At 58.5% G+C, this 19,831-nt stretch carries 19 protein-coding genes; 11 read left to right on the plus strand and 8 right to left on the minus strand.

Translation table 11 applies throughout. The features are described from left to right. The first annotated feature begins 15 nt into the window (after positions 1-15). Positions 16-729 (plus strand): winged helix-turn-helix domain-containing protein, encoded by a 714-nt coding sequence (locus tag BLW01_RS08890; RefSeq protein ID WP_092569159.1) that lies wholly within the window; start codon positions 16-18, stop codon positions 727-729. Next, positions 729-2,369: an ATP-binding protein gene (locus BLW01_RS08895; RefSeq protein WP_092569160.1), complete on the plus strand. Its 1,641-nt coding sequence runs from the start codon at positions 729-731 to the stop codon at positions 2,367-2,369. Before BLW01_RS08890 ends, BLW01_RS08895 begins: the two co-directional genes overlap by 1 nt. Positions 2,370-2,376: 7 nt before the next feature. Here BLW01_RS08895 and BLW01_RS08900 read toward each other — a convergent pair whose 3' ends face one another. Then, positions 2,377-3,291 (minus strand): LysR family transcriptional regulator, encoded by a 915-nt coding sequence (locus BLW01_RS08900; protein ID WP_092569161.1) that lies wholly within the window; start codon positions 3,289-3,291, stop codon positions 2,377-2,379. A 134-nt stretch (positions 3,292-3,425) separates the two neighbouring features. Here BLW01_RS08900 and metE point away from each other — a divergent pair, with 134 nt between their 5' ends. Beyond that, positions 3,426-5,711 carry a 5-methyltetrahydropteroyltriglutamate--homocysteine S-methyltransferase gene (metE, locus tag BLW01_RS08905; RefSeq protein ID WP_092569162.1) on the plus strand — a complete coding sequence of 762 codons (2,286 nt, stop codon included), beginning with the start codon at positions 3,426-3,428 and terminating at the stop codon, positions 5,709-5,711. 114 nt (positions 5,712-5,825) lie between these two features. Next, positions 5,826-6,599, plus strand: a complete 774-nt coding sequence (locus BLW01_RS08910) for an MliC family protein (protein ID WP_092569163.1) — start codon at positions 5,826-5,828, stop codon at positions 6,597-6,599. A gap of 5 nt (positions 6,600-6,604) precedes the next feature. On the opposite strand, the gene BLW01_RS08915 is transcribed toward BLW01_RS08910, so the two are convergent. Next, positions 6,605-7,669, minus strand: coding sequence for a metal-dependent hydrolase (locus BLW01_RS08915; RefSeq protein ID WP_092569164.1), 1,065 nt, complete (start codon positions 7,667-7,669; stop codon positions 6,605-6,607). 83 nt (positions 7,670-7,752) lie between these two features. Continuing rightward, positions 7,753-8,286 carry a DNA-3-methyladenine glycosylase I gene (locus BLW01_RS08920; protein WP_092569165.1) on the minus strand — a complete coding sequence of 178 codons (534 nt, stop codon included), beginning with the start codon at positions 8,284-8,286 and terminating at the stop codon, positions 7,753-7,755. Between the two features lie 111 nt (positions 8,287-8,397). On the opposite strand from BLW01_RS08920, the gene BLW01_RS08925 reads away from it, so the two are divergent. Continuing rightward, complete coding sequence (locus tag BLW01_RS08925) at positions 8,398-8,838, plus strand: VOC family protein (RefSeq protein WP_092569166.1); 441 nt, start codon at positions 8,398-8,400, stop codon at positions 8,836-8,838. Here BLW01_RS08925 and BLW01_RS08930 read toward each other — a convergent pair whose 3' ends face one another. Then, entirely contained in the window at positions 8,839-9,243 is a 405-nt protein-coding gene (locus BLW01_RS08930; RefSeq protein WP_092569167.1) for a DoxX family protein, read from the minus strand. A 141-nt stretch (positions 9,244-9,384) separates the two neighbouring features. Here BLW01_RS08930 and BLW01_RS08935 point away from each other — a divergent pair, with 141 nt between their 5' ends. Then, positions 9,385-9,840: an META domain-containing protein gene (locus tag BLW01_RS08935; RefSeq protein ID WP_092569168.1), complete on the plus strand. Its 456-nt coding sequence runs from the start codon at positions 9,385-9,387 to the stop codon at positions 9,838-9,840. A gap of 63 nt (positions 9,841-9,903) precedes the next feature. Here BLW01_RS08935 and BLW01_RS08940 read toward each other — a convergent pair whose 3' ends face one another. The 4 genes from BLW01_RS08940 to BLW01_RS08955 form a co-directional block, all read right to left on the minus strand. Next, positions 9,904-12,753 (minus strand): valine--tRNA ligase, encoded by a 2,850-nt coding sequence (locus BLW01_RS08940; RefSeq protein WP_092569380.1) that lies wholly within the window; start codon positions 12,751-12,753, stop codon positions 9,904-9,906. A gap of 116 nt (positions 12,754-12,869) precedes the next feature. Next, positions 12,870-13,307 carry a DNA polymerase III subunit chi gene (locus tag BLW01_RS08945; RefSeq protein ID WP_092569169.1) on the minus strand — a complete coding sequence of 146 codons (438 nt, stop codon included), beginning with the start codon at positions 13,305-13,307 and terminating at the stop codon, positions 12,870-12,872. Positions 13,308-13,324: 17 nt separating this feature from the next. Then, a complete protein-coding gene (locus BLW01_RS08950; protein ID WP_092569170.1) occupies positions 13,325-14,422 on the minus strand; it encodes a branched-chain amino acid aminotransferase in 1,098 nt (365 codons plus the stop codon). Positions 14,423-14,560: 138 nt separating this feature from the next. After that, positions 14,561-16,078: a leucyl aminopeptidase gene (locus BLW01_RS08955; protein ID WP_092569171.1), complete on the minus strand. Its 1,518-nt coding sequence runs from the start codon at positions 16,076-16,078 to the stop codon at positions 14,561-14,563. Between the two features lie 149 nt (positions 16,079-16,227). Here BLW01_RS08955 and lptF point away from each other — a divergent pair, with 149 nt between their 5' ends. The 5 genes from lptF (at position 16,228) to bfr (ending at position 19,826) form a co-directional block, all read left to right on the plus strand. Next, positions 16,228-17,310 (plus strand): LPS export ABC transporter permease LptF, encoded by a 1,083-nt coding sequence (gene lptF, locus BLW01_RS08960; protein ID WP_175529815.1) that lies wholly within the window; start codon positions 16,228-16,230, stop codon positions 17,308-17,310. After that, positions 17,307-18,371 carry an LPS export ABC transporter permease LptG gene (gene lptG, locus BLW01_RS08965; protein ID WP_092569173.1) on the plus strand — a complete coding sequence of 355 codons (1,065 nt, stop codon included), beginning with the start codon at positions 17,307-17,309 and terminating at the stop codon, positions 18,369-18,371. The genes lptF and lptG overlap by 4 nt, the downstream gene beginning before the upstream one ends. A gap of 25 nt (positions 18,372-18,396) precedes the next feature. Continuing rightward, positions 18,397-18,873 carry an RDD family protein gene (locus BLW01_RS08970; protein WP_092569174.1) on the plus strand — a complete coding sequence of 159 codons (477 nt, stop codon included), beginning with the start codon at positions 18,397-18,399 and terminating at the stop codon, positions 18,871-18,873. 62 nt (positions 18,874-18,935) lie between these two features. Then, the gene (locus BLW01_RS08975) at positions 18,936-19,139 is read left to right on the plus strand and encodes a (2Fe-2S)-binding protein (protein ID WP_092569175.1); all 204 of its coding nucleotides are present in this window, start codon (positions 18,936-18,938) and stop codon (positions 19,137-19,139) included. A gap of 204 nt (positions 19,140-19,343) precedes the next feature. Beyond that, positions 19,344-19,826, plus strand: a complete 483-nt coding sequence (bfr, locus tag BLW01_RS08980; RefSeq protein ID WP_092569176.1) for a bacterioferritin — start codon at positions 19,344-19,346, stop codon at positions 19,824-19,826. Positions 19,827-19,831 lie beyond the last annotated feature (5 nt).

Genomic DNA, 19,831 nt, shown 5'->3' on the forward strand with positions numbered 1-19,831 from the left:
GATGGACACAAAAGGATGGATGATAGCTTGGGTAGCAATGACCGGGATCATGTGCTCATCATCGAAGATGACGAGCGTTTGGCGAGCCTGACCAAGGATTACCTGGAATCGAACGATTTTCAGGTGACGGTGGAAGCGGATGGGGCGCGTGGTGTCGAGCGTATCATTGAACTGCAGCCCAGTCTGGTGATCCTCGACTTGATGCTGCCTGGTGAGGATGGTTTGTCGATATGTCGCCGTGCCCGCCACGAATACGCCGGGCCGATTCTGATGCTGACAGCGCGAACCGATGACATGGACCAGGTTCTCGGTCTCGAGATGGGGGCCGATGATTATGTGCCGAAGCCGGTGCAGCCACGTGTGCTTCTGGCGCGTATGCGGGCACTGATGCGGCGCAGCGAGCCCGGTGATGGCAGCGGGGATGTCCGGTTGACGTTTGGTAACCTGGTGATCGACAGCGCGACCCGCGAGGCGTGGCTGGAAAACGAACGTATCGATCTTACCAGCGCGGAATTCGACCTGTTGTGGCTCCTCGCCAGTCATGCCGGCCATGTCTTGACGCGGGAAGACATCTTCTCGCAATTGCGCGGTATCAAATATGATGGCCAGGATCGTTCCATCGACGTGCGCGTTTCCCGTATTCGTCCCAAGATCGGTGACGATCCCAATCAGCCACATCGTATCAAGACGGTGCGTAGCAAGGGCTATCTGTTCGTCAAGGATGCTTGATGGACGCCATCAGCGGCCTGTTTCGTCGTCTCTTTGCCGAGAGCACCTTCCTGCGTGTTTATGTGCTGATGGCGCTGGCTCTGGTCGTGACGTTACTGCTGATGCTGGCGGGGTTCACACTGGTCGATCAGGTGCGGCGCGAGCACTATCGCCAGCAACTGGCGACGGCTCCCATGATGATGCTGGCACAACGACTGTCGGCGTTGCCCGCTGAAGAGCGACGGTCGTGGCTGACCGAACAGGCGGAGCAATTGGACATTCATTTGGCATTGGTGTCCGCTGAAACATTGTCACTTGGCTATTTCGGGCGTGAACGGTTGCGCGAGGGCCAGGTGCTGGTCGACACCAGCCCGTCGGATGGCTGGCAACTCCGCAAACGACTGCCTGATGACGATACGGTCCTGGTTGCCGAATTGGGTGGATTGAATGAACGCCATCTCCGGGGGCTGACAGCCATTTTCGTCGAATGGTTGAGCGGCGCCGATGAAAAGAAGCGTCTGCAACGCGTGGAATCCCTGTCACAATACGACCTCGAGATACAACTCGATGACAGTCCGCCCGAGGATATCGACGAACGGCAGCTATCTCGTCTTGATGACGGTGACATCATCATCCGTCTGCTTCCGGAACGTCGTGGTATGTCGCTGTATTCCCGGTTACCCGGTGAATCCGCAGAACATCAATGGTTGCAGATCGGGCCGGTTGATGCTTTTGAACCCATGCCGCTCTCGCTACTGCTGGTGCTGTTGCTGGTTATGCTGGTGGTGTTGACCGGGACGATCTATTTGATCATCCGCAGTGTCGAGGATCGTATGGCCCGTCTGGAGCAGGCGGCGTCACGTATCGCCGGGGGGCATTTGGATACCCGTGTCAAAGTGGAGAGCGGCGATTTCCTCGGGCGGCTGGGCATGGCTTTCAACGGCATGGCATCGCAAGTCCAGTCGCTATTGCGCGCTCAGCAGGAAATGATTCGCGCGGTTTCGCATGAGTTGCGCACCCCGGTAGCGCGCATCCGTTTTGCCGTGCAGATGGTCGAAGACATGAGCGATGATTCTGCCGTGCAACGCCAACTCAAAGGCATCGATAATGATATCGATGAACTCGATAATCTCATCGATGAAATTCTGACCTATGCGCGTCTGGGCAGTGATCAAGCGCATGGTATCGTACTGCATACCGAATTGCTGGACTGCCGGGCCATGGCCGAGCGGGTCGTCGAGGCGCTGGCAGGGTTGCATGGTCATCTCACCCTCAGTATTGCCGGTGATCAAGAAGCAGAAGCCGTGGCCGAGCCACGCTATCTGCAACGGGCGTTACAGAATCTGGTGGCCAATGCCTGTCGCCATGCCAGCTCACGTGTCGTGATCCGTCTTCAGGTCGATCAGCGTGCGGTACGCATTGATGTGGAGGATGACGGCCCCGGTGTGCCGGAAGCCGATCGTGCAGAGGTGTTCAAACCTTTCGCCCGTCTCGATGACAGCCGGACCCGACGCTCCGGTGGCTATGGCCTGGGCCTGTCGATCGTACAGAAAATCATGGCCTGGCATGGTGGTAGCGTGCTGGTCGACGACAGTCCGGAACTGGGAGGAGCACGTTTCAGTCTTCTGCTACCGGTTCAGGGGCAGGTGTCGCGTGGCTGAACAGCGGTCATGCGGGCTTGATCCCCTCGAGCACGGCGAAAGAGGTTTCCCTGGCTGTACGCAGGAAATCATCCATCCAGGGCAGTTCCCGGCTTTCCTCCCTGACGGCGGCGAATAATGTGCTCCACATGCCGTCTTCGCCCAGTGCCACGGCGCGAACGTAATCCCGCTCCAGATATTCCGTCAGTGCCCAGTTGGGCAGGGCGCAGACTCCACGGCCGCTGGCCACCAGTTGCATCATCATTAGCGTGAGTTCCGCCGTGCGGACCTCCTTGGGTCGAATGCCTGCCGGGTCGAGAAACTGGCTGAATACATCCAGTCGGGAATGTTCGACCGGATAGGTGATCAAGGTTTCATTGGTCAACTCGTCGGGAGTGACATACGAGGCGCCGGCTAGTCGGTGCCGTTTGGCCACGGCCAGCAGCCCCTCATAACGGAACAATGGCTCATAGTGAATGCCGGCAATGGGTTGGGGGTCGGCAGTGATCACCAGGTCGAGTTGCTCCCGACTCAAGGCGGGCAACGGATCGAAGTTATGGCCGCTGGGAATATCGACCTCGACTTCCGGCCAATGGTTGCGGAAGTCGTCGATGGTCGGCATTAACCACTGGAAGCAGCTATGACATTCGATGGCCATGTGCAGCCGACCTTGTTCGTTGCCGGCGAGTCTTGCCAGGTCGCGTTCGGCCAGGCGTACCTGGGGCAGGATCTGCTCCGCCAGTGCCAGTAACCGTTGCCCGGCGCGAGTGAACTCAACCGGCCTCGTTTTACGCAGGAACAAGGGGTTGCCGAGACGATCCTCCAGATCCTTGAGCTGGTGAGACAGCGCCGACTGAGTCAAATGGACTCGTTCGGCGGCCTCGACCAGGGAGCCGGCGTCCCGGAGAGCGACCAGGGTGCGTAGATGGCGTAACTCGAGCATATTTTATGAGTGGTTCTCAAGTTGATGATTAGTTAATTTAGTTTGATTCACTTGGTCAGGCCAGCGAGACTCTGCCCATGATTCGACGCGAACTGTCGCCTCATTGTATCTGTTCCTCACGCAAAGGAATAATCATGACGTTGTCCCATACTCTCGGCTATCCGCGCATTGGCGCGAATCGCGAACTCAAGAAGGCGACCGAAGCCTATTGGAAAGGCGAGATCGATCGTGACGCGCTGGAAAAAGCGGGGGCGGATTTGCGTGCCCGACACTGGAAAGCGCAACGTGACGCGGGTCTTGACTGGGTAACGGTCGGTGATTTCGCATTCTACGATCAAGTATTGAATATGTCCGTACTGCTGGGTGCGGTACCTGCCAGATTCGGCCACCATGACGGAGAGGTCGATCTCGACACCGCTTTCCGCATGGCTCGTGGCCGTGCGCCCACCGGGACACCGGCTGCGGCCTGTGAAATGACCAAGTATTTCGATACCAATTATCACTACCTGGTGCCTGAGCTACATGCGGATCAATCGTTTGGATTGTCATCCGAGCGTCTATTCGATGAGGTCGATGAAGCGATGGCTGCCGGTCACCCAGTCAAGGTCTCCCTGTTAGGGCCGCTGACCTGGCTCTGGTTGGGCAAGGCCAAGAACGAAGGGCTCGATCGCTTGTCCTTGCTCGATGCCATACTGCCCGTCTATGGCGAAATTCTGACCCGGCTCTCGGAACAAGGCGTAGAGTGGGTCCAGCTCGATGAACCGGCGCTGGTCCAGGATCTGCCGCAGGACTGGAAGCAAGCGTTCGAAGCGGCTTATAACCAGTTACAGTCAGCGCCGGTCAAACGTCTGGTGGCCACCTATTTCGGGGGGCTGGGCGATAACCTGCAATTGGCTGTGGGATTGCCGGTCGATGGGCTGCACATCGATGCCGCGCGCGACCCGGAACAGTTGCCGAAGGTGATCGATAACTTGCCGGCCTACAAGGTGCTGTCGGTAGGCGCCATCGATGGTCGCAATATCTGGCGTGCGGATCTGGCGACGCTACGGGACATCCTCGCCGATGCCCGGTCTCGGCTGGGCGAGCGCCTTTGGCTGGCACCAAGTTGTTCGTTGCTGCATGTGCCCGTCGACCTCGACGCCGAGGCCAGGCTTGACGGGGAGCTCAAGAGTTGGCTGGCGTTCGCTCGCCAGAAGCTGGACGAGGTCGTCACACTGTCGCATCTGCTCGATGAGGCGCCCACCAGTGAGGACGAGGCACGCCTGGAAGCGGCCAACCAGGCATGGGAATCGCGTCGTTCGTCAACTCGTATCCACAAGGTGGCGGTTGCCGAGCGGCTCAAGGCGGTCAGGGAAGCCGATGCTCAGCGTCCGGCGCCCTATGCCGAGCGCGCCAAGGCACAACACCGTGTTCTGGATCTCCCGCTGTTTCCGACCACCACCATCGGATCCTTCCCGCAGACCAACGAGATTCGTACCGCCAGACGCGATTTCAAGGTCGGCAAGCTCGGTCGTGAGGATTATGAAGCCCGCATGCGCGAGGAGATCGCTGATGCTGTGGCCCGTCAGGAGGCGCTCGGGTTGGATCTGCTGGTTCATGGCGAAGCCGAGCGCAATGACATGGTCGAGTATTTCGGTGAACTGCTCGAAGGATTCGCCTTCACACAGTATGGCTGGGTGCAGAGTTACGGCTCACGCTGTGTCAAACCGCCGATCATTTTTGGTGATGTGAGCCGTCCGGCATCGATGACGGTGCGTTGGAGTGAGTTCGCCCAGGCCCAGACCGACAAGCCGATGAAAGGGATGCTGACGGGGCCGGTCACCATTCTGCAATGGTCATTCGTGCGTGACGATCAACCGCGTGAAACCACCTGCCGGCAAATCGCTCTGGCATTGCGGGATGAAGTCGCCGACCTGGAGGCGGCCGGCATTCCGGCGGTTCAGATCGATGAACCCGCGTTGCGTGAAGGCCTGCCACTTCGTCAGGCACAGTGGCAGTCGTATCTGGACTGGGCAGTGACCTGTTTCCGGTTATCGGCTTCGGTAGCCCGCAGCGAGACACAGGTCCACACCCATATGTGTTACTCCGAATTCAACGACATCATCGATTCGATTGCCGCGCTGGATGCTGATGTCATTACCATCGAGACGTCACGTTCCGACATGGAGCTGCTCGATGCATTCCAGGACTTCCAGTATCCGAATGAAATCGGTCCGGGGGTCTATGACATCCATTCACCGAATATTCCCGAGGTGTCATGGATGGTGCAACTCATGGAAAAGGCGGCAGAACGGATTCCCGCCGAACGCTTATGGGTCAATCCTGACTGTGGCTTGAAAACTCGTGCTTGGGACGAAGTCGAGCCGGCCTTGGCCAACATGGTTGAAGCCGCCAGAGAGCTGCGTCGGCGACATGGTTGATTGGGCATGGCCGAAAAACCACCTGCTGCGTCCGTAGGTGCCGGGCATGTCACTCGGTACCTGTTATTATAGGGGCTCAAGGAGAGCCCTTTTTTTTGGTCGCAAGGAGCCCGTATGCCGTCAACAACTGTTGTCAATGTCGTTCCATGGTTTCTGGTAGCCAGTCTGGTGCTGGGTGGATGCGCTACCTCGAGTGATGAAAGGTCATCGACGCCGGAGGTCGGTGTCCGGGATCTTACCCCCCAGAATCCGGAAGCGCGGGAGGAGCCCACTGTCACCGAGCAAGCCCCCTTGCTGCCGTCTGCTTTCTTCCCTGGTGATGCGGAGGAGTTCGTGGCCTGGAACTGTTCCCCGGCCCAGGACCTGGTGTCGGCATTCCCGACGGACGAGATGCGGCTCTGGTCGGGGCAAGGATTCCAGCGTCTCGAGCCCGCCGTGGTTGCCAGCGGGGCGCGTTATGCCAAGGATGATCTCAGTTTCTGGAACAAGGGAGATGAGGCGGTCGTGGAAAGTGACAATGGTCGGCTCGACTGCGAAGCGGCCATGTCTCGTGATGTCCTGACTCGCGCTGAACGTCCCGGGGTGATGTTTCATGGCCGAGGCAATGAGCCGGGCTGGACGGTGCGGCTGGCACATGATGTACCCGAACTCACGTTGGTGCTCGACTATGGTGAACGCGAGTTGACCCTGCCTTATCGTATCGAATCCCTGGATAACGAAGCGGGTCGTGTCGAGCTGTCCAGTGGCCGGAGTGATGAGCCATTCGAGTTATCGCTTCAGGCACGTGCCTGTCGGGACGACATGAGTGGTCAGCCTTTTCCGGTGCGGGTGATCCTGGAGATGGATGATCGGACCTACCGGGGCTGCGGGCAGGGCATCGCACCTTGACGAAGTCAGCACCGTTCGGGGCGCTCGACAAGCCACTGGGAATCGACCAGATCACTGGTGCATAACGGGGGCTCCGGACTGAGGATACGTTGCCACAAGCGTGTCAGTGCCTGGCGGTCACGGCGTGAAGGGGTGTCCAGCTGCCGGGTATCGATGGCCTGCCAGTTACCATCATGGTTTTCTGCCAGTGCGAAACTGAACGGGTGATAACCTGGAAAGCCCAGTCTCAGGTCGGTCGCGATGAGGGTCTCGTGGCCATCGATTTCACGCTGTTCGTAGCGCAGAAAGGGGCCGGCGAACCACACCAGTCGCGCGCCGGCGTCGAGGGACAGTGCATCATCTTCGAGCTCGGCGCCGCGGGAGTAGGTTTCCAGTAAAGGCGAGGTATCGCCATCGAGCAACCCGATCAAGACCTCGTGGTGCTGATCATCGTCGATGATCGTGGCTCGCCACAGCAACGTATTGAAAGGGGTTGGCTGTACCAGGCGTGGAGACTGATCGAGCTCATGCTCGGTCAGTATGGGGGCGAGTCGTGACTCGACCACGCCCTTGGCAATCAGTGTAAAGGCGAGGTAGCCACAGGACAGCGCGACGCCCCAGGTCATGATGCGCTGGGGGTGGCCACGGAGCAGGGCGATGATGATCGTTGCCAGCAGCGGTAAGCTGAACATGGGATCGATGATGAAGATCGTTGCCCAACTCGTGGGGGGTGTATCGAGTGGCCACCAGATCTGAGTGCCATAGGTCGTGAATGCGTCGAGCAGCGGATGGGTCAGTAGGCAGAGGCCGAAAAACAGCCACCACTGACGGAAACTGATGTCACGTATCGGGGCATAACGGGCCGATATCGCGGCCAGCAGGGTGGCCAGTCCTCCCAGCACGAACAGCGAATGGCTGAAGCCACGGTGATAGGTGTAATCGGCAATTGCGTCGCCGTAGTCGATGATGACATCGAGATCAGGCAGGGTGCCGAGCACGGCGCCGATCAACACTGATGAACGTCCCAATCGACGACCGAGTACCATACCGCCGAATCCAGCACCTAATGCGGCCTGGGTAAGCGAGTCCACGTGGAGACCTCCTTGTTATCTATCGATTCCCACTCGTTGTCGGCGCTTTCCCGGAGAGACGGCAAAACGGCAGGCGCCTCGACTTAACGAGCCCAAGGGGGATTGTGTGCCAGTATACGCGCCTGTACCGGACAGTCATCGCGGTGGGCGCCGGGTAGATAGCCGGTGCTCATCAGAAACTCATTGACGATTTCCGGACCGGTGAAGCGAAATGTGCGTTTGAATACCTTGGTCCAGTCGGCCAGCGGCAATGGGTGGTAATGCTCCAGCCACTGCTGGAAACTGCCATGCTCCTGCTGCAGGGCCAGTACGACATTGGCATTATGGATAACCGCCTCCACCTTGCGTCGGTTGCGGATGATACTCGCGTCGGCTAACAGTCGCTGTTTTTCGTCATCGCCATAGTTGGCGATTCGGGCCACATCGAAGTCTTCAAAGGCTTGCTGGAAGGCAATACGTTTTTTCAAGACGGTCAACCAGGACAGCCCGGCTTGATTGATTTCCAGAACAAGGCGCTCGAAAAGCGTATCGTCGTCCTCGACCGGAAATCCGTACTCCTGATCGTGATAGGGTCCATGAAAGGGGTGCCCGGGCGCCAAATCGCAGTAATCGGCCATTGTTGTCTCTCCTGGGGTGGCGACAGTCAGCAGGAACATTCGAAACACGCCACGATGACAGGCATCATGCCGTAGGAGTCGGTAGACGGAAACCTTGTTTAGGAGGGAATCATGCAATATCTGCACACGATGGTTCGAGTGAGTGATCTGGATGCTTCGTTGCATTTCTACTGTGATTTGTTGGGGCTCGAGGAGGTCCGGCGCAAGGAGAGCGAGAAGGGACGCTTTACACTGGTGTTCCTCGCCGCTCCCGATGACCTCGAGCGTTCGCAAGCGCATAAATCACCGGAACTCGAGCTTACCTGGAACTGGGATCCCGAGGAGTACAACGGTGGGCGTAACTTCGGCCACTTGGCCTATCGTGTCGAAGACATTTATGCCCTCTGCGAGCATCTTCAAGCGAACGGCGTCACCATCAATCGTCCGCCCCGCGATGGTCATATGGCATTCGTGAGAAGCCCCGACGGGATTTCCGTCGAACTGCTCCAGGCCGGTGAACCCCAGCCCCCGAAAGAGCCGTGGGCGTCCATGGAAAACACCGGCACCTGGTGATCAGTCCGGACGATAGGCCATGCGGCCGCTGCCAAGGAACATGATGGCAATGGCACCGAACAGGAACAGGCCCTGGAGTTCCAGGGCCCAGCCGCCAGTGGCTGAGCGCAGGAACAGTTCATCGCTGTGCGCCAGGAACAGAGCCACGACCATATTGCCGGCCATCAGCAGGCCGGCAATCCGGGTCTGCCAACCGATGATGGCCATCAGCGGGGCCAATACCTCGCCGATCAGCACACCGTAGGCCAGTACCGTCGGCAGGCCATGGGCAGCGAGCATCTGACTGATGCCGTTGAGACTGTCGGGGTTCATCAGTTTGGCGATGCCATGTAGTAGCATCAGACCGCCAACTGACAGACGCAGTATCAGTTTGCCGAGAGCTTCGTTGTGGAGAGCCTTGAGCATGCCTCGCTCCTTGAGTCATTGATGAAACGCCCGCTGGTGAGCAAGGCACGTTATATTACCATGCACGGGCGGGCAAGGCGTCTGGTCAAATGAGAACGGGTCGCTTACGCTAGGCCGCATCATAGGATGGGAGGTAATGGAATGAGTCCGCGTGGGATGATCCTTGCTATTGTGCTGGCAACACTGGTGACGGGGTGTGCCAGCGCACCCGCTCCCGAGCGTGAACCATCGCCGTCGACAAGCGAGTCACGGGATGACCCTGTCGTGGGGCCACGTTGGCAATTGATATTGCTGGGTACCGATGAGCACTGGAGCAGTGACGAGACGGCCTATATCGAGATCGTCGACGAAGGGGGGCAAACTCGGCTGACGGGCAGCAACGGATGCAATCGCTTGCGGGGCGAGGTCGAGCTGGATGACGGCAATCGCTTTCGCGTCGAGGATCTCACATCGACACGCCGGGCCTGCCCCAATACCGATCAGGCCGAACGAGTCGACGAGTTGCTGGACAACGCTTATCGTTATCTGATCGATGGGGATCGCTTGGTATTGTTCGGCCGTGATAGCCGCGTGTTAGGTGGGTTCGAGCGACGTTGACCTCACGACATGAGACGACCGGGAGCGGATGCACCCGGTCGTCTTGTCAGCGTCCCGTGACGCTTATAGCACGGCGATCTTGTCGCGTTGCTCGGCGAGCACCTGACGGGATGCCTGAATGTCGGCGAGTTTGTCCCTCTCCTTCTGTACGACGGCCTCGGGCGCCTTGGCCACAAAGTTATCGTTGGCCAATTTTTTCTCGATGCCCTGAATCACTTTGTCCTGCTTTTCGATTTCCTTGCCAAGGCGCGCCAGTTCACTGTCCTTGTCGATGAGCCCAGCCATCGGTACCAACACCTCCAGGTCTCCGACAACCTGCGTTGCTGACAGCGGTGCCTGCTCAGGGGAATCGAGCCAGTCGATGCGCTCGAGTTTCGCGAGCTTGGCAAGGAATAATCGATTGTCTTCCAGGCGTTGGCGATCTTCCCCATCACCTTTGCTGAGCAGGACATCCAGAGGTTTGCCCGGTGCCAGGTTCATTTCGGCCCGGATGTTGCGTATGGCGACAATAACGCCTTGCAGCCATTCGATATCCCGTTCTGCCGTTTCATCGATCCGGTCATTGTCGGCAACCGGCCATGGCTGGGTCATGATCGAATCACTCTCATCGCCACGGCTTCTTCCGGCCAGGGGGGCGACCCGTTGCCAGATTTCTTCGCTGATGAACGGCATCATGGGATGCGCGAGCCGCAGGGTGGTCTCGAGCACTCGAACCAGTGTCCGTCGGGTGCCTCGTTTGGCGGCGTCACTGGCGTTGTCATCCCAGAGTACCGGCTTGGACAGCTCCAGATACCAGTCGCAATACTCGTTCCAGACGAAGTCGTACAGTGACTGGGAGGCATGGTCGAAACGATACTCCTCCAGTGCCTTGGTGACCTGATTCTCGGTCCGCTGCAGGCGTGAGATGATCCAGCGGTCGGCAAGCGACAGCTCGACATCGCCCCCTTCGGTACCGCAGTCTTGCCCTTCGGCGTTCATCAGCACGTAGCGCGAGGCATTCCACAGCTTGTTGCAGAAGTTGCGGTAACCATCGAGGCGGCCCATATCGAATTTTATGTCGCGGCCGGTGGTTGCCAGGGACAGGAAGGTATATCGCAAGGCGTCGGTGCCGTGGGGCTCGATGCCCTCGGGAAACTCGTCCCGGGTGGCCTTCTCGATCTGTCTGGCCTTTTGCGGCTGCATCATGTTGCCCGTGCGCTTGGCGACGAGGCTGTCGATGTCGATGCCATCGATCAAGTCGATGGGGTCGAGAACATTACCCTTCGACTTGGACATCTTCTGGCCCTGGGCATCACGTACCAGGCCATGCACATAGACCTTTTTGAATGGCACCTCGCCCATGAACTTGCCGGTCAGCATGATCATTCGCGCGACCCAGAAGAAGATGATGTCGAAACCGGTGACCAGCACGCTGGTCGGATGGAAGGTATCCAACTCCGACGTGCGTTCCGGCCAGCCGAGCGTAGCGAAGGTCCACAGCCCGGAACTGAACCAGGTATCGAGGACGTCATCGTCCTGGGTGAGGGCCACGTCGGTGGCGAGACCGTACTTGTCGCGGGCTTCCTCGGCGCTGCTAGCAACATAGACATTGCCTTCTGCGTCGTACCAGGCGGGAATACGGTGCCCCCACCACAACTGACGAGAGATACACCAGTCCTGCAGGTCGCGCATCCAGGCGAAGTACATGTTTTCGTAGTTCTTGGGCACGAACTGGATGTCGCCCTTCTCGACGGCTTCGATCGATGGTTTTGCCAGTGTTTCAACGGCGACGAACCATTGATCGGTCAACAGGGGTTCGATGACGTCGCCACTGCGATCGCCGTAAGGCAGGGTGTTGCTGATCGTCTCTACCTGATCCAGCAGGCCCGCTGCTTCCATGTCGGCAACCAGTGTCTCGCGCGCTGCAAAACGGTCGAGACCGGCATATTTCCGGGGCAGGTCGCGGTCGATGTCGGTCAGCGGGCGTCCCTGGTAGTCGAACGCTTCGGCTTGCGACAGGATACTGGCATCCTGGGAGAACACATTGAGTAGCGGCAGATTGCAGCGCTTGCCGACCTCATAGTCGTTGAAGTCATGCGCCGGTGTGACCTTCACACAGCCCGACCCCTTTTCCATATCGGCGTGTTCATCGGCAACGATGGGAATACGGCGACCGACTAACGGCAGTTCGACGAATTTTCCGACCAGGGACGCATAACGTGGGTCCTCGGGATTGACGGCGACGCCGGTATCACCGAGGAGTGTTTCGGGACGCGTCGTGGCAACGACCAGGTAAGACTTGCCATCGTCCGTGGTCACGCCGTCGGCCAGTGGGTAACGGAAGTGCCAGAATTGACCCTGCTGGTCGCGATTTTCGACCTCCAGGTCGGAAATCGCGGTGTGCAGTGTCGGGTCCCAGTTGACCAGTCGCTTGCCGCGATAGATGAGTCCTTCGTCATGGAGGCGAATGAAGACTTCCTGAACCGCTTTGTAGAAGCCGTCATCCATTGTGAAGCGTTCACGCGTCCAGTCGACGCTGGCGCCCATACGACGTAGTTGTCGGGTGATATGGTCGCCCGATTCGTTTTTCCACTCCCAGACCTTGTCGATGAAGGCTTCGCGACCGAGATCATGGCGCGTCATTCCCTCTTCGGCCGCCACCTTGCGCTCGACCAGCATCTGGGTGGCGATACCGGCATGATCGGTCCCGACCTGCCAGAGGGTGTTGTAACCTTGCATGCGTTTCCAGCGGATCAAGGTGTCCATGATGGTGTCCTGGAACGCATGGCCCATGTGCAGGCTACCGGTGACATTGGGTGGTGGAATCATGATCGAGAAAGGCGCGCCCTCACCGGAGGGCGCAAACCGATTGTCGGCTTCCCAGCGCTCATACCAGCGCGTTTCGATATGTTCGGGTTGATACGTTTTTTCCATGGACATGGCGGCTCTGCAAGCAGGATGACTACATTCGGCCCGAGGTTCGGGTCACGAAAAATGGAGTCGATTATAGCGCGGATTCGCCCGGGGCGTCATGGTGGTGCGAACAGGCCCTAGGATTGGGCGTCGAGGTGATGCGGCGTCACCGGGTAGCCACGCTTCTTGTAGGTCTGCCAGCATTCACGTTTGGCCGTCAGGACTGACTGGTGTTGGTTGATGATTTCGGCGACCCGCTCGAAACGCGAGAACCATTCGGGAATCGAGGGGTGCAGGTTGAGCATGGCATCGATGCCCGGCTCCGGTGGAGAGTGCCAACCGATCGTGACGGGGACATCGCTGCCCAGTTCGTCATCCACCAGTGCATGTGGCAGGAAGCTGTCCGGCCGGTAGGTCCACAAGCGCTCGTCCAACTCGCGGGCCATGGCCTCGTCTTCGGCATGCAGGTGCAGACGGTAACCTTTGCGATGGATGGTTTCCGTCAAACGACAGGCGAAGGCGAGCCGTGCATCGAGTGTGGTGTCGGGCAGAATATAGAAGTCGATTCTTGTCATGGACGCGATTTAGCACCTTAAACGAGTCGAGTCAGCCAGCCGTGCTTGTCTTCACTACGCCCATACTGCAAATCGAGCAGTTTACTGCGCAGTTGCCTGGCGACAGGGTTATCCCCTTCGGTGCAGCGGATGCGTTCATCTTCACCAACCAACTCGCCCACCGGCGTGATGACAGCGGCGGTACCACAGGCAAAGACTTCGGTGATATCGCCAGAGGCGGCCCCTTCCCGCCACTCATCGATGCTGATGTGGCGCTCTTCGGGCTGCAGGCCCTCATCGCGTGCCAGTTCCAGCACCGAGTCACGTGTCACGCCTTCGAGAATGGTGCCGGTGAGCTTGGGGGTCACCAGGCGCCCGTCGTGGTAAACGAAGAACAGGTTCATGCCGCCGAGTTCTTCGATCCACTTGTTTTCGGCCGCATCGAGGAAGGCAACCTGACCGCATCCTTGAGCCTCGGCTTCCTTCTGGGCTGCAAGCGACGCGGCATAATTGCCGCCACACTTGGCGTAGCCGGTACCGCCTGGCGCTGCGCGCTTGTAGTTCGATGACAGCCAGATCGAAACGGGAGCGACACCGCCCTTGAAATAGGCGGCAGCGGGAGAGGCGATGACATAGTAGTCGACCTCATGGGACGGGCGAACGCCGAGGAACGCTTCGCTTGCGACCATGAATGGGCGCAGATAAAGGCTGCATTCGTCGGCCTCGCCGGACGGCGTTGGCACCCAGTCGTGATCCTGGGCGAGAAGGGCGCGCAGTGACTCGACAAAGGTCTCGTCATCGAGTTCAGGCAGCGCCAGTCGCCGGGCGCTGCGGCGGAAGCGCTCGGCATTCTTCTCGGGCCGGAAGGTCCAGACGGAGCCGTCGGCGTGACGGTATGCCTTGATCCCCTCGAATATCTCCTGACCGTAGTGCAGCACGGCGGAGGCCGGATCCAGCGTCAAGGGGCCGTAGGGACGTACCTCATGGCCGTGCCACCCTGCGTCTACGGTCCATCGCACGTGGACCATATGATCGCTGAAGTAGCGACCAAAGCCGGGATTGCTGAGGATGTCGTTACGGATGGCATCTGCCGTGGGATTGGCAGAGGGCAACAAATCGAACTTGGCAGTGGGCACGGCAATCAGTCTCCGCTAGAACCTGGAACACGGCTTGTCTATGTCGCTACGCAAACGCCGGGCCACTGAATGGCCCGGCCCGGCTAGCTGACAGCTTGTCTGTCATGATGCCGAGTGTAACGATAACAGCGTTTGGGGTCAGCCCTCATTCTCGGCTCTGACATCGGTTTCACGATCCAGCAGGTATTGGGTCAGCAGGCCGACAGGGCGGCCGGTAGCGCCTTTCTGCTTGCCGGAATGCCAGGCGGTACCGGCAATATCCAGATGCGCCCAGGGGAACTTGTCGGCGAAGCGTGACAGGAAACAGCCCGCCGTGATGGTGCCGGCCGGACGGCCGCCGATATTGGCCAGGTCGGCGAAGTTCGAGTCGAGCTGCTCCTGGTATTCCTCCCAGAGCGGCAGATGCCAGGCGCGATCCCAGGCCGTCTCGCCGGCATCGAGAATGTCGAGTGCCAGGTCGTCATCATTGGACAGCAGTCCCGTGGCGTGATGCCCCAACGCGATGATCGCGGCACCGGTCAGTGTAGCGATGTCGATCACGCTGGCGGGTTCGAAGCGTTCGGCATAGGTGAGCGCGTCACTGAGTACCAGCCGTCCTTCGGCATCGGTATTGAGAACCTCGACCGAGAGCCCCTTGAGTGTCTTGATGATATCGCCCGGTTTGGTGGCGCGGCCGTCCGGCATGTTTTCCGCAGCGGCAACGATCGCTACCAGGTTGATCCTGGGCTTGATCTCGAGCACGGCCTTGACGGTACCGAAGACGCTGGCGGCACCGCACATGTCGAATTTCATTTCGTCCATGGCGTCACCGGGCTTGAGGGAAATGCCGCCGGTATCGAAAGTGATGCCTTTGCCAACCAGAATATGTGGTGCTTCATCGGGATCGTCTGCTCCCTGATATTGCATGACGATCAGCCGCGAGGGCTCCTCGCTGCCCCGCCCCACCGAGAGTAGTGTGTTGGCGCCGAGCGCTTCCAGGGCTTCCTCATCCAGAACCTCGACCGACAGGGAGCCCTTTGACGATTTGCCGAGCTGCTCTGCCTGCTCGGCCAGATAACGAGGCGTGCAGACATTGCCGGGCAAATTGCCGAGCGTGCGGGTGAAGTTGATGCCGTTGCCGATAGCTTCGCCGATACGAACCCCCTCCTTGGCAGCGTTGGCATCCTCGTTTTCGCTGACCAGCAGTGTCACGCGCTCGAGTTTGGGCAGGGGGGCAGGCGTAGATTTGAATTCATTGAAGCGATAGATGCCACGTTGGGTGGCTTCTGCGATCATGCGGGCTTTCCATAGGCTGTCTCGCTCGGGAACAGGGACATCGGTCAAGGTCACTGCCGCATCATCGACGGAAAGCTCGGCCAGTTTACCTAAGGCGGCATCCAGCGCCTTGCGATAACCGCCCTCGTTGCACTTGTCCCGATCACCGAGGCCGACCAGCAACAAACGATCAGCATTCAGTCCGGGAGCGAAGGGAATCAACTGGACGTTGGCGAGTGTCGCAGTGAAGTCCTCGCGTTCGAGCAACTGGCCGATCAGGCGTTCGCTGGCGTCATCGAGCTTGGAGGCGGCAGGCAGCAAGTCGCCATCCTTGAACACGGGGATCACCAAACAGGCCGTCTCGACCTTGGCCGGATTGGCCGTCTGCACAGAGAATTCCATGACGTCTCCACAAGACAAGCGTTAGGGGATTCTGGATAATGCCGACAGCTGACTGTCGCTGTCGAATGGCTCCAGTGTACGACAAAGCCGGATGCCATTGCATGGTCATCGGCGATAACGACATTGGAATCGTCAACCGGGAGACTGCCTTGATCATATTTCGCTACCTGACCCGCGAGATACTGTTGACCATGGCTGCCGTGGCCGGAGTATTGCTGCTGGTCATCATGGGTAGTCGTTTCATCCGTTATTTCAGCAATGCCGCCGAGGGCGAAATCCCCGCCAGCATTCTCGGTACCCTGATGCTCTATCACCTCCCGGGGTTCCTCGAGCTCATCCTGCCTCTGGCATTTTTCCTGGGCATCCTGTTGGCATACGGGCAACTCTATCTCAATAGCGAGATCACCGTATTGGTGGCGTGCGGCACCAGTCCCAATCGACTGTTGCAGGTCAGCCTGCTGCCGGCGGTACTGGTAGCGATCCTGGTCGGTATTTGCAGTCTCTGGCTGACACCTGCCGGCGCACTGCATAACGAGAACCTGATACAGGAACAGCAGAGTCGGCTGGATTTCACGGCCCTGACACCAGGACGGTTCCAGGATTTCGGAGATGGGCGAACCGCGTATACCGAGGATTTCAATGACGATCAGACGCGCATGCAGCAAGTGTTCATCAGCGAGCGTCAATCGCGAGATGATGGGACGCCGGAGAGTGTCGTGACCCGTGCCACGGAAGGGTATCAGACGGTGGACGATGACACGGGCAGTCGCTTTCTGGTGCTGACCGATGGTGAACGCTACAGCGTCGACCCTGGCCGCTTTGAAGCAGAACGCATGGAATTCGATACTTATGCAGTGCGATTGTCGCGCGCCGACGCGGATACCGACCTGGACTCTCCAGAGTATGTCTCCACGCCGATGCTGTGGCGTATCGGGACCAATGAGGCGCATGCGCAACTGCAATGGCGTCTGTCGATGCCGCTGATGGTGTTGATCCTGACTTTGATCGCGCAGCCGCTTTCCAGGGTCAATCCACGTCAGGGACGCTTCGCCAAATTGTTGCCGGCGATCTTTCTGCATGTCAGCTATTTGAGCCTGTTGTTGACGATGATGGATGCCATCGCTCGCGGAGCGATGCCGAGCGCGATAGGCATGTGGCCGATTCATGTCGTCTTCCTGCTGATCGGTATCGTGCTGGTACGTCGTTCCCAGGCCAGGGGGATCAGCGGATGATCATCGACCGCATAGACCGGTATATTGCACGCAATGTTCTGGGGGCCATCATCGTCGTGCAGGTGGTATTGCTCGGCCTCGACCTGGTGATCACCTACATCAATGATCTCAGTGACGTGGAGGGGGGGTACAGTGCGTTCGACGTCCTTCTCTACCTGCTGATGCGCCTGCCTTGGCGACTGTATCAGTATGCGCCGGTTGGCGTGTTGATCGGCTCGCTGATCGGACTTGGCAGCATGGCATCCAGTAATGAGTTGACGGTCATTCGTGCTGCCGGCCGTTCCTTGTTGCGTATCTTGTGGGGTGTCATGAAGCCGGTGATACTGGTGGTGATTGTTTTACTGCTGATCGCCGAGTACGTGAGTCCTCGCACCGAACAGTTCGCGACCGCCTGGCGTGTGGAGCAAATGCAGGGCGAGGGGGCCGTCGTTACCGAGCGTGGCGGCTGGCAGCGCGAGGGGAATAGCTTTTATCGCTTTGGCGCCATCCGCGCCGATGATACGGTTCTGGATCTGACTCGGTATCGCTTCGATGGCCAGCAGCTGAAAGAGGCCACTTCGGCGGCACGTGCCGTTTGGCGGGAAGACCATTGGCAACTCGAGAATGTCGCCGTCACTCGCTTCGAGGAGGGACGTACCGAAGCCGACCGGTATGATACTCGAGCGTGGGATACCGAACTGACACCCGAGCAACTGTCCCGTCTGCTTCAGGATATCGAAAGCCAGGCCCCCAGCGAATTGTGGGCCTATGCTCATTATCTCGAAGCCCAGGATCAGCAGGCGACACAACCGCTGCTCTATTTCTGGCAACGCATGTTGTTGCCGTTGACCATGGCATCGCTGGTCTTGGTCGCCGCATCGTTCGTGTTCGGTCCGTTGCGCACCGTGGCGGCTGGTACACGGGTCTTCTACGGCGTGGTTACCGGCTTGTGCTTCAAGTATCTACAGGACTTGCTGGCACCAGCGTCGACTGTCTTCGGCTTTTCTCCGGCCTGGGCCGTTCTCGGTCCGACGCTGCTGTGTTTCATGCTGGGGATCTATCTGCTGAGACGTTCCGGCTAGCTCGTCGAACCAACGGGAATTCACCATGTCTCGACGCTTTACTGATCTTGATAATACCTGGCCCGCAGGGTTGGGACGCCGCCTGGGAGCAATGATCTACGATGCGCTGCTGTTATTGGCCATCTGGATGCTGGTGGGCTTCATCGGAGTGGCGCTCAATGGAGGGGAAGCCAACGAAAGCTCGTGGTTCCGCGGCGGGCTGTTCCTGGTGACGTTCGGTTTTTTCGCTTATTTCTGGATGCATGGCGGCATGACACTGGGCATGCAGGCCTGGCGGCTTCGGGTACAGACCGTGGATGGGCAGCCCATCGGGATCGGGCAAAGCGTAGCGCGGTTTCTCGTGGCGGGCCTCTCCTTTATGGCTTGCGGCTTGGGCTACTGGTGGATTCTTTTCGATGGAGAGAAGCGAAGCTGGCCGGACCTGGCATCAGGCACTCGGGTGGTCGTATTGCCCAAGCGACGTAAGCGAAGAGCAGCGACAGGCAAAAATGTATGCGATTAGGGGTTGCAACAGTCTCTGCGAATCATTTACATTTGTCCTTGCGATGCTAAGCGAGGTCACTCATGTTCATATGTCTGTGCAAAGGGGTTACTGATCGGGAAATTCGTGAGGCCGTCAGCGATGGTGCGCGGAGCTGGCGTGAAGTTCGCGAAGTGACCGGCTGTTCCAGTCAATGCGGCAAGTGTGCCTGCGTAGGCAAGGCGATTGCCCGAGATGCCATTGCACGTGAAGTCGTTCCGGAGGCTGATCTCGCCTATGCGGTGTGAGCGGAGTGCGATCAACCGCTGATAGCGTTGCTCTTCGTTAGCATTTATCAATCCTTTTCAATTGCGACCATTGCCATGTAAGATGCTGTCGCAATTAGACTTTTCTTATTTCTTGGGCAATACTGGCCGGACAGACTCACGAGATAACACCGTGTTAGCTCGTGATTTCCTGTTGGTTCCTCTCTTTAGCCCAGGAGACGTTTCATGAAAGGTGACGCCAAAGTCATTGAACACCTCAATATCGCGCTCGGTAACGAACTGGTGGCCATCAATCAATATTTTCTGCATGCCAAGATGTACAAGGATTGGGGCCTCAAGGCGCTAGCCAAGTGGGAGTACGATGAATCCATCGAGGAAATGCAGCACGCCGACAAGTTGATCGATCGGATCCTGTTCCTGGAAGGTATGCCCAACCTGCAGGACCTCGGCAAGTTGCATATTGGCGAGAATGTGCGTGAAATGCTCGAATGCGATCTCCAGATCGAGCATGATGGCCGTAAAGATTACATTGAGGCAATCGCCTATTGCGAGCAGGTTCAGGACTATGTCAGCCGCGATCTGTTACGCGATCTCTTAGCCGATGAAGAGGAGCACATCGATCACATCGAGACCGAACTCGGCTTGATCGACAAGGTGGGAATCGAAAACTATCTGCAGCGTCAGATGCAGGAAGCCGGCAACGAGTAATGTCG

It is taken from the genome of Aidingimonas halophila (assembly GCF_900106955.1).
Lineage (GTDB): Bacteria > Pseudomonadota > Gammaproteobacteria > Pseudomonadales > Halomonadaceae > Aidingimonas > Aidingimonas halophila.

Bases quoted from the DNA above. Each gene is read 5' to 3' on its own strand.
- BLW01_RS08890 (WP_092569159.1), top strand. From the start codon at position 16: ATGGATGATAGCTTGGGTAGCAATGACCGGGATCATGTGCTCATCATC.
- BLW01_RS08895 (WP_092569160.1), top strand. From the start codon at position 729: ATGGACGCCATCAGCGGCCTGTTTCGTCGTCTCTTTGCCGAGAGCACC.
- BLW01_RS08900 (WP_092569161.1), bottom strand. From the start codon at position 3,291: ATGCTCGAGTTACGCCATCTACGCACCCTGGTCGCTCTCCGGGACGCC.
- metE (WP_092569162.1), top strand. From the start codon at position 3,426: ATGACGTTGTCCCATACTCTCGGCTATCCGCGCATTGGCGCGAATCGC.
- BLW01_RS08910 (WP_092569163.1), top strand. From the start codon at position 5,826: ATGCCGTCAACAACTGTTGTCAATGTCGTTCCATGGTTTCTGGTAGCC.
- BLW01_RS08920 (WP_092569165.1), bottom strand. From the start codon at position 8,286: ATGGCCGATTACTGCGATTTGGCGCCCGGGCACCCCTTTCATGGACCC.
- BLW01_RS08925 (WP_092569166.1), top strand. From the start codon at position 8,398: ATGCAATATCTGCACACGATGGTTCGAGTGAGTGATCTGGATGCTTCG.
- BLW01_RS08930 (WP_092569167.1), bottom strand. From the start codon at position 9,243: ATGCTCAAGGCTCTCCACAACGAAGCTCTCGGCAAACTGATACTGCGT.
- BLW01_RS08935 (WP_092569168.1), top strand. From the start codon at position 9,385: ATGAGTCCGCGTGGGATGATCCTTGCTATTGTGCTGGCAACACTGGTG.
- BLW01_RS08940 (WP_092569380.1), bottom strand. From the start codon at position 12,753: ATGGAAAAAACGTATCAACCCGAACATATCGAAACGCGCTGGTATGAG.
- BLW01_RS08945 (WP_092569169.1), bottom strand. From the start codon at position 13,307: ATGACAAGAATCGACTTCTATATTCTGCCCGACACCACACTCGATGCA.
- BLW01_RS08955 (WP_092569171.1), bottom strand. From the start codon at position 16,078: ATGGAATTCTCTGTGCAGACGGCCAATCCGGCCAAGGTCGAGACGGCC.
- lptG (WP_092569173.1), top strand. From the start codon at position 17,307: ATGATCATCGACCGCATAGACCGGTATATTGCACGCAATGTTCTGGGG.
- BLW01_RS08970 (WP_092569174.1), top strand. From the start codon at position 18,397: ATGTCTCGACGCTTTACTGATCTTGATAATACCTGGCCCGCAGGGTTG.
- BLW01_RS08975 (WP_092569175.1), top strand. From the start codon at position 18,936: ATGTTCATATGTCTGTGCAAAGGGGTTACTGATCGGGAAATTCGTGAG.
- bfr (WP_092569176.1), top strand. From the start codon at position 19,344: ATGAAAGGTGACGCCAAAGTCATTGAACACCTCAATATCGCGCTCGGT.